This is a genomic window from Klebsiella ornithinolytica, from assembly GCF_030505655.1.
Classification (GTDB): domain Bacteria; phylum Pseudomonadota; class Gammaproteobacteria; order Enterobacterales; family Enterobacteriaceae; genus Klebsiella; species Klebsiella ornithinolytica.
Window position 1 is genome coordinate 2,675,238 of record NZ_CP130153.1, and the last position, 13,484, is coordinate 2,688,721.

Genomic DNA, 13,484 nt, shown 5'->3' on the forward strand with positions numbered 1-13,484 from the left:
TAATTAACCAGGAAAACTTTTTCGCCGTGAAATAAATAGTGCGGTGAGTGATTAGAGCGGTCGTTCAAGGACGAACAGATAGGCCTCGCGCGACCAGAACAGTCCGGTTCTGCGGCGCTCCACGGACATCGTTTTGACTTCCCAGCCCTGCAGGGTGAACTCATTGAGAAAGCGGCTCATTTTCTCCGGGTCAGCTTTCGCTTCACCAAAAAACATGCTCCCCAGAATCCCCTCTTTGTACAGAACGACTCGACACTCTTTTTTCATCTGACAGGCTCCTTGCGTAATGACAGCAAACTGAAAGCCATTGTGACCGCCTGTTACGATTTTACAACCGCGGCGACAGAAAACTTCTTCCGGTAGGCAGATGGGCTGATGGCGAACTGCTGGCGAAAATGGTGGCGCAGGGTGCCGGCATCGGCGAAACCGCTGAGTTCGGCGATTTTATCGATGCTGATGCGGCTATGGGTCAGATGCTGCTGCGCGCGCTGCAACCGCTCATCCAGCAGCCAGCGGGCAGGGGTCTTACCGGTCGCCGCCTGAAAACGGCGCAAAAACGTGCGAGGACTCATCCCCGCCTGTTGCGCCAGCGACGCCACGGTATGGCTGGCGGCAAGATGCTGATACAGATAATCAAACACCAGCCCCAGGCGCTGACTTTCCCGCGCCTGGGCCACGGGCCGGACGACCTGCTGCGCCTGCGCGCCGTCGCGATGCGGAGAGACAACCAGTCGCCTGGCCACGGTATTGGCGGCTTCAATCCCAAAATCCTCACGCACAAGGTGCAGGCACAGGTCGATGCCGGCGGCGCTGCCCGCGGAGGTCATAATGCCGTCAGAACCCACGTACAACACATCGGCGACGACATCAATCAGCGGGTAGCGCTGGCGCAGATTTTCCGTGTATCGCCAGTGCGTTGTCGCTTTGCGGCCATTGAGTAACCCGGCGGCCGCGAGAACAAATACGCCGGAGCAGATTGAGATAATCCGGCAGCCTCGCGCATGGGCGGCGGCTAAGGCATCACCCAGCGCCGCCGGGATCGGCGCATCGATCCCGCGCCAGCCGGGCACCACGATAGTCTGCGCATCCTGAAGCAAATTCATGCCGCCGTCGGTCATCAGCCGGATACCGCCGGTAGCACGTAGCTCACCGTCATCGACGGCGGCGACCGCGAACTGGTACCAGCGTTCGCCCATCTCCGGGCGGGGAAGACCAAAGATCTCCACCGCGATACCAAACTCAAAGGTGCACAGGCCATCATAGGCCAGCACAACGACCCGATGGCGTGACAACGTCACGGGATGGTTTGTCAGGATTTCAACGTTTTCTGTCATGGTTGCCGGCAGAGGATAAGTGGGCGGATTCATTAAATTAGTGGTACCACAGACAAGGAGAATACGCCATGAGTGTTGTAACTGCTTTTGCCCCAGCCACCTCCAGCGAGGCTGCCGCCTGGTTCCGGCATAAACTGAGTTTTGAAACCGACTGCGCGGATGTCTACAGCGCGATGCGCGACGGGGCCTGCGATTTTGTGCTGCTGCACGTTGTCGGCAGTCCGGAGGCCTTTGCCCGACGGCATCTGCCCGGGGCGCTGCATTTACCGCATCGCCTGATCGATGCCTCCCGAATGAGCGAATGGCCAGCTGAGACGCTGTTCGTCGTCTATTGCGCCGGCCCACACTGCAACGGTGCGGATATTGCCGCTCTCAGGCTGGCTGAACTGGGGCGTCCGGTCAAAATGATGCTCGGCGGCCTCACCGGCTGGCAGGACGAGGGGCTGCCTTTCGCCGACTAACTCACCGCGGCCGGTTTCCTGCGGGGAGTAGGCCGCACAATGAATTTATTTCATGACCGATGAAATTTTCTCGTTTGCCGCTGACGGCAGTGCATGACAGTATCTGGACATATAGCCATCCAGAAGTCTAAAATTCAAATGATGAACTATCACGGCAGGCAACTACTTGTGCTTACCGCTAAGGAGACACCATGCAACGTCAACAGGCCCCGTTCCGCGCGGATATCGTCGGCAGTTTTTTACGTCCAGAGGCAATAAAAGTCGCGCGTCAGCAGCTTGCCGAAGGCGCCATAGATGCACAACAGCTGCGCCAGATTGAAAATGATGCTATCCGCCAGCTGGTCAGGCAGCAGTGTGACTGCGGGCTGCACGTGGTGACCGACGGGGAATTTCGCCGCGCGTGGTGGCACTTCGATTTCTTCGATGGCTTAGAAGGCGTTGAACGCTACGATTCCGACAAAGGGATCCAGTTTAACGGCGTGCAGACCCGGGCACACGGCGTTCGCGTCATTGGCAAACTGGCGTTTGGCGATCATCCGATGCTGGAAGATTTTCGCTATCTGAAAAGCGTCAGCGGCGAAGCACAGCCGAAGATGACCATTCCAAGCCCGAGCGTGCTCCATTTCCGCGGCGGGCGTAAAGATATCGATGCCACGGTTTATCCGGATCTCGCCGACTATTTCGACGATCTGGCGACGACCTGGCGCGATGCCATCCGCGCCTTCTATGATGCCGGCTGCCGCTATCTGCAGCTCGATGATACCGTCTGGGCCTATCTGTGTTCCGATGAACAGCGCCAGCAGGTGCGCGATCGCGGCGACGATCCCGACGAGCTGGCAAAAACGTATGCCCGGGTGCTGAATAAGGCTCTGGAAGGCAAACCGGACGATTTGACCATCGGCCTGCACGTTTGTCGCGGGAACTTCCGTTCCACCTGGATCTCGGAAGGCGGTTATGAGCCGGTTGCCGAGGTGCTGTTTGGCGGCGTCAACGTCGATGCGTTCTTCCTTGAGTATGATAATGACCGCTCCGGCGATTTCGCCCCGCTGCGCTTTATCCGTCCGGGCAAGCAGCAGGTCGTGCTGGGATTAATCACCACCAAAAACGGCGAGCTGGAAAACCCGGAGGGAGTGAAGGCCCGTCTGCAGGAGGCCGCGCAGTATGTTGCGCTGCAGCAGATTTGCCTCAGCCCGCAGTGTGGCTTCGCCTCGACCGAAGAGGGGAATGCGCTGACGGAATCCCAACAGTGGGATAAAGTCCGCCTGGTCACCGGGATCGCCGCTCAGGTCTGGTAACCGCTCTTCATAGCGCAGCGTTGCACCGTTTTGAGGCAACGCTGCCTGTCTGTTTCTCTCCTGCCGCGCCGTCGCGCGCTTTCCCGCCGTCAGCCAACCTGGCACCGTTTTTGCCTTATCACTTCCGGATAGTCGTTCATTCATTTTTCGTTTTTGCGATTTTCAGGAGTGAATCATGCAGCGTCGAACATTATTAAAAGCTTTTGCCCTCTCCGCCTCTACTGTTCTCATGGGCTACTCTTTCCAGGTTTATGCCGCCGACACCATTAAAGTCGGGATTATGCATTCACTCTCCGGGACCATGGCGATTTCCGAAACACCGTTGAAAGACGTGGCGCTGATGGCAATTGACGACATCAATGCCAAAGGCGGGGTGCTGGGGAAAAAGCTCGAGCCGGTGGTTGTCGATCCCGCCTCAAACTGGCCGCTGTTTGCGGAGAAAGCCCGTCAGCTGCTAACCCAGGACAAAGTGGCGGCGGTCTTTGGCTGCTGGACATCGGTCTCGCGAAAATCGGTGCTGCCGGTTTTTGAAGAGCTGAACGGCCTGCTGTTCTATCCGGTACAGTACGAAGGCGAAGAGATGTCGCCAAACGTCTTCTATACCGGCGCGGCGCCGAATCAGCAGGCGATTCCGGCGGTGGAATACCTGCTGAGTGAAGATGGCGGCGGGGCGAAACGCTTCTTCCTGCTGGGCACCGATTACGTCTATCCGCGTACCACCAACAAAATTCTGCGCGCATTCCTGCATGCGAAAGGGATCCAGGATAAGGACATCGAAGAGGTCTATACCCCGTTCGGTTACAGCGATTACCAGACCATCGTTGCCAACATTAAGAAATTCTCCGCCGGCGGTAAAACGGCGGTGGTTTCTACCATCAACGGCGATTCCAACGTCCCGTTTTATAAAGAGCTGGCAAACCAGGGGCTGAAAGCGACCGATGTGCCGGTGGTGGCCTTTTCGGTCGGTGAAGAGGAGCTGCGCGGTATTGATACCAAACCGCTGGTGGGGAACCTGGCGGCGTGGAACTACTTTGAGTCCGTCGATAACCCGACCAACAAACAGTTTGTGGCGGATTACCGTGCCTATGCCAAAGCCCACAAGCTGCCAAACGCCGATACCGTGGTGACTAACGACCCGATGGAAGCCACCTGGGTTGGGCTGCACATGTGGGCCCAGGCGGTAACCAAAGCGGGAACCACCGATGTCGATAAGGTGCGGGCAGCGATGGCCGGCCAGACCTTCAACGCGCCATCAGGCTTTACTCTGACTATGGACGCGACCAATCACCATCTGCACAAACCGGTGATGATTGGCGAAATCGAAAGCAACGGGCAGTTCAACGTCGTCTGGCAGACCGATAAGCCGGTACGCGCCCAGCCGTGGAGCCCGTGGATCGCCGGCAACGATAAGAAACCCGATCATCCGATAAAAACTGCCGCTAATTAAGCGCCTCTTTCCCGGGCGCGAACGCCTTGCCCGGGCGACATAAGTAGCCCCGGCAAGCGCCAGCGCTGCCGGGGCTATCCCGGAATCCCGCGCGACCCTCGTTAGCGTTAACGGGGAAATGACACAAGGAGATACTCATGAGCACATGGCGCATAGTGGGGTATTACCTCGCGCTACTGGTGATGATCGTGCCGTGGCGGGCGCAGGCAGCGGATGCGGATGATTTTGTGACGGCCAACCGTACCCAGCAGGCGCGCCTGCTGGAACAGTGGGCCGCCGCACCCGATGCCCGGCGGCTGCCGCTGCTGCGGGCGCTGAAAGCGGAAACCCTGGTGGCTGATGACAGTGGCCACGCCTTCAGCCAGCAACAGGCGCTGGGGGCCGCGCGCACTCCGCAAGGGGCGACAAAACCGGTTCGCCTCACCAACCGCCTGCGTAACCTGGTCGCCGGGGCGTTGGCCACCCATTTGCTTTTCAGTGACAGTGTCACGGAGAGGGCGGCAGCCGTCAAAACGCTACAGCGGGAGGCGACGCCGGAAATGGCGGGGCTGCTGCAACAACGGCTGGCGGTTGAAACCGATGAGGGGGTTAAAACGCAGCTGGACATTGCGCTGGCCCGCCTGCAGCTTGCCAGCCCGGACAGCGCCAGACGGCTGGCCGCCGTTGAACAGCTCGGTCACGCCGTGGATCCGGAGACTCAGGCGCTGCTGATTCCCTATACCGATCTTCAACATGAGCCTGACGCCCGCGTGCGCGATGCGGCGGCAAACAGCCTGAGCCAGATTAAACAGCGTCTGCTGCTCGGCGATATTCTCGGCCAGGCATTCATGGGGCTATCGCTGGGGTCGGTGCTGCTGCTGGCAGCGCTGGGGCTGGCCATCACCTACGGGTTGCTGGGCGTCATCAATATGGCGCATGGCGAGATGCTGATGATCGGCGCCTACAGCTGTTGGCTGGTGCAGCAAGCGCTGGCACAGCTGGCGCCGCAGTGGCTGGCGTTCTATCCGCTGGTCGCGCTGCCGGTCGCTTTCCTGATAACCGGCGGCATCGGTATGGCGCTGGAACGCACTATCATTCGTCATCTCTACGGCCGGCCGCTGGAGACGCTGTTGGCCACCTGGGGGATTAGCCTGATGCTGATCCAGCTGGTGCGCATGCTGTTCGGCGCCCAGAACCTGGAAGTGGCAAACCCGGCCTGGCTCTCCGGCGGCTTGCAGGTTCTGCCGAACCTGATCCTGCCGTGGAACCGCCTGGCGGTGCTCGGCTTTGTGCTGCTGGTGCTGTTCTTCACCTGGTTAATTCTCAATAAAACCCGCTTAGGCATGAACGTGCGGGCGGTGACCCAAAACCGGGCGATGGCCGCCTGTTGCGGCGTGCCAACCGGGCGAGTGGATATGCTGGCATTTGGTCTCGGTTCGGGTATCGCCGGTCTGGGTGGTGTGGCGCTGTCGCAGCTGGGAAATGTCGGCCCGGAACTGGGCCAGGGCTATATCATCGACTCCTTCCTGGTGGTGGTGCTCGGCGGCGTCGGCCAGCTGGCGGGGAGCGTAGTGGCAGCCTTTGGCCTCGGCATCTTCAACAAAATCCTCGAACCTCAGCTCGGGGCAGTGTTGGGCAAGATCCTGATCCTGGTGCTGATCATCCTGTTTATTCAGAAGCGTCCGCAGGGCCTGTTTGCCTTAAAAGGGAGGGTTATTGACTGATGAGCCAACCAATTAGCTTAACATTAGCGCGCAAGGCGCCGCGATCGCTGCAATGGCTTGGTGTGCTCCTGGTGCTGGGGTTGCTGAGCATGCCGTTTCTGGCGCTGCTGCCGCAGTCACATCCGCTGGCGGTCTCCACCTGGCTGCTGACCCTCAGCGGTAAAATTCTCTGTTACGCGATTGTTGCCGTAGCGCTGGATCTGGTCTGGGGTTACGCCGGTATGCTGTCGCTGGGCCACGGCATCTTTTTCGCCCTCGGCGGCTATGCGATGGGGATGTATCTGATGCGCCAGGCGGCGGGCGATGGTCTGCCGGCATTCATGTCTTTTCTGTCATGGAGCGAGCTGCCGTGGTTCTGGTGGGGAACCCAGCATTTTGCCTGGGCGATGCTGCTGGTGGTGCTGGTTCCGGGCGTACTGGCCCTGGTCTTCGGCTGGTTTGCTTTCCGCTCTAAAATCAAAGGGGTCTACTTCTCGATCATGACCCAGGCGTTGACCTACGCCGGCATGCTGCTCTTTTTCCGTAACGAAACCGGTTTTGGCGGCAACAACGGTTTTACCGGATTCACCACGCTGCTTGGCTATTCCGTTACCGCGACCACCACGCGGGCCGTGCTATTTATGGTCACGGTTTTACTGCTGCTGCTGACGTTAGGGATCGGCTATCTGCTGGCGCAGAGTAAATTCGGCCGTGTCCTGACGGCGGTGCGTGATGCGGAAAACCGGCTGATGTTCTGCGGATACGATCCGCGCGGCTTTAAGCTGCTGGTGTGGACGCTATCGGCGGTGCTGTGTGGCCTCGCGGGGGCGCTGTACGTGCCTCAGGTGGGCATTATTAACCCCAGCGAAATGTCGCCAACCAACTCCATTGAAGCGGCTATTTGGGTGGCGCTTGGCGGTCGCGGCACCTTAATTGGCCCGGTGCTTGGCGCCGGGCTGGTGAACGGAGCGAAGAGCCTGTTCACCGTCACTATGCCGGAATACTGGCAGCTGTTCCTTGGTCTGATTTTTATCATCGTGACCCTGTTTCTACCTCGCGGGGTTATTGGCCTGCTGCGCAAAGGAGACCGCTAATGCAACCGGATGAAGGCCTGTTTACCCGCCAGCAGCCCACGGACCGCTTTCGCGAGCAGACCGACCCGGTGCTCGAGCTGGAGAACATCAACGTCACTTTTGATGGTTTCCAGGCGCTGACGGATCTCTCATTGCAGATTGGCGTGGGCGAGCTGCGCTGTATTATCGGGCCGAACGGCGCCGGGAAAACGACGCTGATGGATGTCATTACCGGCAAAACCCGGCCGCAGAGCGGCAGGGCGCGGTATGACCAGTCGATCGATCTGCTCGGGCTTGATCCTATCGCTATCGCCCGCCAGGGGATCGGCCGCAAGTTTCAGAAACCGACGGTGTTTGAGGCGCTGACCGTCGCCGAAAACCTTGAGCTGGCGTTGAAAGGCGATAAGTCGGTCTGGGCCAGCCTGCGGGCGCGGCTGAACGGCGAGCAGGAGGACCGCATCAGCGACATTCTGCGCCTGCTGCGTCTTGATGGCGAACGCGCGCGCCCGGCGGGGCTGCTTTCTCACGGGCAAAAACAGTTTCTCGAGATCGGCATGCTGCTGGTTCAGGAGCCGCATCTGTTGCTGCTGGATGAGCCCGCTGCCGGGATGACCGATGCTGAAACCGAGTATACCGCCGAGCTGTTCCGCACCCTGGCCGGGCAACATTCCCTGATGGTGGTGGAGCACGATATGGGGTTCGTCGAAACCATCGCTGATCGGGTCACGGTGCTGCATCAGGGCCAGGTACTGGCAGAGGGCTCGCTCCGCGAGGTACAGGCGAATGAGCAGGTGATTGAGGTGTATCTCGGTCGTTAAGGAGAGCGAATGTTACAGGTTAATCAGTTACATCAATACTATGGCGGCAGCCACATTCTGCGCGGGGTCGATTTTGAGGCCCGGCAAGGCGAGGTCACCTGTCTGTTGGGGCGCAATGGCGTGGGTAAAACCACCTTACTGAAGTGCCTGATGGGGCTGATCCCGGCGCGCAGCGGTGAAGTCATCTGGCAGGAGAAAATCATCACCCAGCGTAAACCGCACCAGCGGGTGCAGGCCGGTATTGCCTATGTGCCGCAGGGTCGTGAAATATTTCCTCGCCTGACGGTTGAAGAGAATCTGCTGATGGGGCTGTCGCGGTTTCCGGCCAGCGAGGCCGGGCAGGTACCGGAGGAGATTTATCAGCTGTTTCCGGTGCTGAAAACCATGAAACAGCGGCGCGGCGGCGATCTCTCCGGCGGTCAGCAGCAGCAGCTGGCCATCGGTCGCGCGCTGGCCAGCCGGCCGCAATTGCTGATTCTGGATGAGCCGACGGAAGGTATTCAGCCGTCGGTCATCAAAGAGATTGGCGAGGTGATCCGCCAGCTGGCGAACCGTGGCGATATGGCCATTCTGCTGGTCGAGCAGTTTTATGACTTTGCCGCGGCGCTGGCCGATCGCTATCTGGTGATGTCGCGGGGAACGATTATTCAACAGGGGAACGGCGCGGCGATGGAAGCGGAAGGGGTGCGCGGCATGGTGACGATTTAATACGCGGACTTTTTTAAGGGCTTTGCCGCCTTGAGGCAAGGCCTGTTTACCGTTAACAGGTCCCGTCCCATACGAACAGACGCCTGTTCGCCTTTTATTCTGCAATAAGAATAAAATCCAGCATATTTCATTCCCAGCCGTTAAGTCTGTTTATCTATTCGCTATCTATATGATGGCTCCGTTGATGACGGCGCTGCTATTGCTCAGCGTATGTGGTTAATTGCCTGGTTCTGGACGCTAATTGTTTTGTATAAATTCAGACGCTTTTCTTGTTTTAATTATTTGTTATTTATATGTGTTTCCGATATCGATATTCGCCATATATTGTAAGAGATAAAACCCTTCTTAATTTGCTCAGGAACTGTTTAACCTGCGAATTTAATGACGAAACCAGAGCTTAATACTAAATGTTGATTTTTATCGAATGTAATGGTTGTTGAGTTGTTTATTTATTATGAAATCATCTGCTAAAAATAAACTCTGCCTGCTGCCCCATCACGGTAAGAAATACCGTCGCATAATTCCTGATTTATAAGCAATTAGTCCATTTTTCTGAGGCTGTTTTTTCTACAAATGATCGGTAAAAACGATCGTTATATGTTAAATGATAGCTTTTGACTATTAATTGGATTGAAATCGATCGATTATAAATATTAGCTGGCTGCAGAATTATCAGGCTATTCTTCTACTGCCCGGAAAATATCAATACTGAAAAGATAGATTCTTTTTATGAATATATTTTGGGTGACATATAAATTTAAATATTGAATGATGGTTAATAAGGAAACTGGTAATGCTAAACCGTGTTTATGATAAATATCTGGCTGCCTATACCTGTGTTGCTGGATGCATTTATGATTTTAAAAACAATGAAAAAGGCGTCACCGCCGTTGAGTATGCGATTGTCATCGCTGGCGTGGCCGCTGTTGTCGCCGTTATCTTTGGTTCGGGCGGAACCGTGCAGACGATGTTGTCCGATATCTTTACTAGTGTCAAAGATAAGGTCGATGCCTCTATGACGCCATAAGCCTTTGTAAGTTCATTAGTGGTTTTAATACGGGCATAGCAGGACGCAATGCCCGTATTGATGAATTTCAGATACATGGATACTGTCAACGCAAAGTGGAAAACAATGAATATGAAAAGAGGCGGTCTGCTTGTTTATGTGGTGATGATCGTTGTCGGTATTCTGGGGCTGTTTTTCTATTTTAATCAATCCCGCACGGCTGCTCCTTTGCAGGCCAGTCAGCCAGAAAAAAAACCGCAGCAGACGATAAGCGTGGTGGTAGCCACCCGTGATTTAGACGCCAGAACGATACTACGGGCCGGGGACTTTCAGATTAAAACCGTTACGGTTGATGTCGGCAGTACCGATACGCAGTTTAATCTCGTCGGTAAAAACCTGGATAACTGGGCGTTAAAAAGCGCGGTGCCGGCGAATTCATGGATTTTGCCGGGTTTAATGGTGGCGCCGGGCAGCGATGAATACCTGACCCTGTTTTTACGACCGGGAAATATTCTCTATACCTTTGAGCTAAACAAGTCAGACAACTATTTATTAAATAACATCAAAGCCGGGCAGGGCGTGGATATTTATCTCTCCTATCGTCGGATATATCCCAAACATGAAGATACGCTGGAAGTCGGGGCCGAACAGTCCCGCGAGAAAAATCAGCTTTATAACCGCCTGAAACCGCTGATGGGCAATAAGCGGGTGCTGGCGATTCGCCCGGCAAAAACGGTTGTCAATAACGGCGTCAACGTGGTGGAAAAGGGCAGCCAGCTAGTGGTGGAGCTGCAGGACCACGAGGTCAAGATGCTGAAGGGGCTGGGCGGCGAGCTGGCGAATATTCTTCTGTTTCCGGCCACCACCACTCCGGAGGGGAAATCGACCATTGCGCTGCCCTCGCCAGAGGCGGCATGGCCGGTCAGCGACGACGTGATTTTTAATCTACCTCCCGTTCCAGCAAAGCTCACCTCAGAAATTAACGAGCTTCGAGGCTAAATCGCCGCCTGACGTCGGGTGGCTTATAACACCATGGAACCCCGGATACAGGGATATTTTAAAAAATGACTCAACGTTTGTTCTGCATTAAAAGGCTGTTTGTGCTGCTGATTTTTTGCGTGTTTTCTCTGGGGGCCAGGGCGGAGGTCGTCAATCTCAAACCCGGGCAATCGAAAACGCTGCGCTTCGCTAGCGCCGTTAATACGGTGTTTGTGTCAGACCCGGCCGTTGCCGATTACAAAATCGTCAACGATAAAAATATCGTGCTGTATGCCCGCAAGCTGGGCAGTACTGAGCTGGTGGTCTATGGTCCGCAGGCGAAGATCCTGATGAATCTCAGCGTGGATGTCGACCCTTTTCTGAGCGACATTCGCCAGCGCGTGGCGCGTGAATACCCCGGCAGTACGGTGGAGGTGAAACGCTTCCAGAATGCCGACAAAGCCACGTGGATCCTGAGTGGCACGGTGCCTGATGAAGAGACCCGCGACGGGGTTTATCAGCTGGTTGGCAGCCTGGTGGGTTCCGGCGATGGCGGCGGAAAAAGTAACGGCAGCAACGCCAGCAGTGAAAACACCCGTTTTGCGATTGCCAAAGTCTACAACAATGTCATTAACCGCTTACAACTCCCGTCCTCAAACCAGGTCAACGTTAAACTGACCGTGGTGGAGGTAAGCAAAGAGTTTACCGATAACCTGGGTATCGAGTGGAGCAGCCTGACGCTGGATAGCATTATCAACGGCGGCGGAAATGGCGGCATGACCACCAACAGTCCTGGGGTCTTTAATCTGCTGGGGTTTCGCCGCGGGTTTGATGTCGGAAATATCAGCACCCTGATCAACGCGGTAAAAAATGACTCAATTGCCCGGGTGCTGGCTCAGCCTAATCTCACCGTACTTTCCGGAGAGTCAGCCAGCTTTCTGGTGGGCGGAGAAATTCCGATTATGGTGAAGGATCAGGACTCGGTCACCGTGCAGTATAAAGAGTACGGCATTCGCCTGAATATCACCGCTAAGGTGGAAAAACGCCAGAAGATACGTTTATTTGTCTCCAATGAATTAAGCAGCGTCACCGGTTCGTATGCCTATAACGACTACCAGATCCCAACCATGCGTACCCGCCGTTCCAGCTCAACCATCGAGCTGGCGGATGGCGACAGCTTTGTTATCGGCGGCTTATTAAGCGAAGCGGACAAGGAGTCGCTCACCAAAGTACCGTTTATTGGCGATATTCCGGTGCTGGGGGCATTAGCCCGTAGCTCGATGACCGAAAGAAGCAAAAGCGAACTGGTGGTGTTTGCCACGGTGAATCTGGTGAAACCGCAGTCAGAAGCGGCGGCCCGCAATATGTCGCTTCCATCCTTTCGCCGCAGCTCGGTTGAGAAGCTGTTCTTCAACGTCGGCGTTGACCAGAAAATGCGCGAAGAGCGTTTAAATAGTGATGCCGGACGCTTTCTGGAACAGGGCGGCTTTGCCCGCTAACGACATCGCATCATTGACATATTTCTGGAGTGAAAGATGAAGTTGTTTTCGGATTCTAAAAAGAAAAGCGAGCCGGAAGTCGCGCACAAGGCGAAAAAGGGAGGGCCGCAGTCGATAATCATTATCTCCCCTGATAAAGAGATGCTTTCTGATATTAGCAGTTTGTTATTAATTAATAACTTTAATAACGTTATTGGTCATCCTCTTGATTTTTTTGCCTTGCTGGATGACAGCATCTTGCGCGGCGCTGCGACGGTGATTATTGATATCGGCAGCTGCAATGATGTTACGTTGATCTGTGAAACGGCCACACTGCTGATTCCTGCCAGCGCGCGTCAGGTCTTTCTCGGCCGCAATGACTCGATCGCTTTCGCCCAGGCACTGATGAGCGCCGGCGTTTGCTATCTGCATATTCAGTCCCAGCTGGCACAGCTGGCCGGGCAGCTCCAGCAACCGGACAGCGCCCAGGCGACGCGCAGTATGATGAAAATCAGCCTTCTGGGCTGCAAAGGTGGTGCGGGTACCACGACCGTGGCCTGGCAGCTGTTTCAGGCTATCGGTATGCAGACCTCTATCCCCTCGCTGCTGGTGCAGGGCGCCAGCGGTAGCCGGGATCTTGATTTATTGACCTTCTGTGGTCTACCCAGAGACGGGGCGATTACGTCTCTGGGGCCTCAGCAGTCCGCGCGCATAGAACCCCTGGATGCGGCCTGGACCTATGACGATAGCCACTTCAATGCGTTCAATCTGGTGATGTTCGATCACGGCGTCTATGCCCAACCCTACGAGCATCTTGAGACAGTCTTTACGCAATCCAGCACCTTGATTCTTGTGATTAACCGCGATCTGAGCGCTCTGAGGGTGGCTAAGTATTTACTGGATGAGAAGCAGCGCGTTGACCTGTCGCGCGGTGGTAAAGAACTGCGGGTCTTCATCTGCCTCAATGAGAATCACCCTGCGCACGGCGATGAGCTGCGCAATGATGATATTGAGGAGTATCTCGGTTACCCGCTGGCGGTGATTAATCCGTGGAACGTTAAGAAAAACCAACCGTTGTCGGTGACTCCGCTGTGGCGTTTTACCGCACAGAGCCTGTTGGGTAAATCTGAACAAGAGGCAGCAAAGAGGAGACTATTTCCATCGTTTTTCTCATTACGTCCCGACCGTAAGTCGTAGCGGATAA

Annotated in this window: 13 protein-coding genes; 11 read left to right on the top strand and 2 right to left on the bottom strand. The window is 55.8% G+C overall.

Features of this window, described 5'->3' with window-relative positions; all coding sequences use genetic code 11:
* Positions 1-51 precede the first annotated feature (51 nt).
* Both Q1L34_RS12850 and ftrA read right to left on the bottom strand, forming a co-directional pair.
* Complete coding sequence (locus tag Q1L34_RS12850) at positions 52-267, bottom strand: DUF4177 domain-containing protein (protein WP_004862336.1); 216 nt, start codon at positions 265-267, stop codon at positions 52-54.
* Between the two features lie 53 nt (positions 268-320).
* Positions 321-1,334: a transcriptional regulator FtrA gene (gene ftrA, locus Q1L34_RS12855; protein ID WP_306125083.1), complete on the bottom strand. Its 1,014-nt coding sequence runs from the start codon at positions 1,332-1,334 to the stop codon at positions 321-323.
* A gap of 68 nt (positions 1,335-1,402) precedes the next feature.
* Between ftrA and Q1L34_RS12860 the strand changes: the two genes are divergently transcribed.
* The 11 genes from Q1L34_RS12860 to Q1L34_RS12910 all read left to right on the top strand — a co-directional run bounded on the left by Q1L34_RS12860 (position 1,403) and on the right by Q1L34_RS12910 (position 13,477).
* Complete coding sequence (locus Q1L34_RS12860; RefSeq protein ID WP_015584265.1) at positions 1,403-1,795, top strand: rhodanese-like domain-containing protein; 393 nt, start codon at positions 1,403-1,405, stop codon at positions 1,793-1,795.
* 191 nt (positions 1,796-1,986) lie between these two features.
* Positions 1,987-3,090, top strand: a complete 1,104-nt coding sequence (locus tag Q1L34_RS12865) for a cobalamin-independent methionine synthase II family protein (RefSeq protein WP_004862329.1) — start codon at positions 1,987-1,989, stop codon at positions 3,088-3,090.
* A 175-nt stretch (positions 3,091-3,265) separates the two neighbouring features.
* Positions 3,266-4,537, top strand: coding sequence for an urea ABC transporter substrate-binding protein (gene urtA, locus Q1L34_RS12870; protein WP_004862326.1), 1,272 nt, complete (start codon positions 3,266-3,268; stop codon positions 4,535-4,537).
* Between the two features lie 137 nt (positions 4,538-4,674).
* Positions 4,675-6,240, top strand: a complete 1,566-nt coding sequence (gene urtB / locus Q1L34_RS12875; RefSeq protein WP_088402557.1) for an urea ABC transporter permease subunit UrtB — start codon at positions 4,675-4,677, stop codon at positions 6,238-6,240.
* Positions 6,240-7,313 (top strand): urea ABC transporter permease subunit UrtC, encoded by a 1,074-nt coding sequence (gene urtC, locus Q1L34_RS12880; protein ID WP_088402556.1) that lies wholly within the window; start codon positions 6,240-6,242, stop codon positions 7,311-7,313. Before urtB ends, urtC begins: the two co-directional genes overlap by 1 nt.
* Entirely contained in the window at positions 7,313-8,110 is a 798-nt protein-coding gene (gene urtD / locus Q1L34_RS12885) for an urea ABC transporter ATP-binding protein UrtD (protein ID WP_004862320.1), read from the top strand. Before urtC ends, urtD begins: the two co-directional genes overlap by 1 nt.
* 9 nt (positions 8,111-8,119) lie before the next feature.
* Positions 8,120-8,818, top strand: a complete 699-nt coding sequence (gene urtE / locus Q1L34_RS12890; RefSeq protein WP_015584267.1) for an urea ABC transporter ATP-binding subunit UrtE — start codon at positions 8,120-8,122, stop codon at positions 8,816-8,818.
* 793 nt (positions 8,819-9,611) lie between these two features.
* A complete protein-coding gene (locus Q1L34_RS12895; protein ID WP_004862315.1) occupies positions 9,612-9,845 on the top strand; it encodes a Flp family type IVb pilin in 234 nt (77 codons plus the stop codon).
* 105 nt (positions 9,846-9,950) lie between these two features.
* Entirely contained in the window at positions 9,951-10,823 is an 873-nt protein-coding gene (locus Q1L34_RS12900) for a CpaB family protein (RefSeq protein ID WP_032717495.1), read from the top strand.
* Between the two features lie 65 nt (positions 10,824-10,888).
* Positions 10,889-12,301: a type II and III secretion system protein family protein gene (locus Q1L34_RS12905; RefSeq protein WP_071359435.1), complete on the top strand. Its 1,413-nt coding sequence runs from the start codon at positions 10,889-10,891 to the stop codon at positions 12,299-12,301.
* A 36-nt stretch (positions 12,302-12,337) separates the two neighbouring features.
* Positions 12,338-13,477 (top strand): CpaE/TadZ family protein, encoded by a 1,140-nt coding sequence (locus Q1L34_RS12910; protein WP_004862307.1) that lies wholly within the window; start codon positions 12,338-12,340, stop codon positions 13,475-13,477.
* The last annotated feature ends 7 nt before the right edge of the window (positions 13,478-13,484 follow it).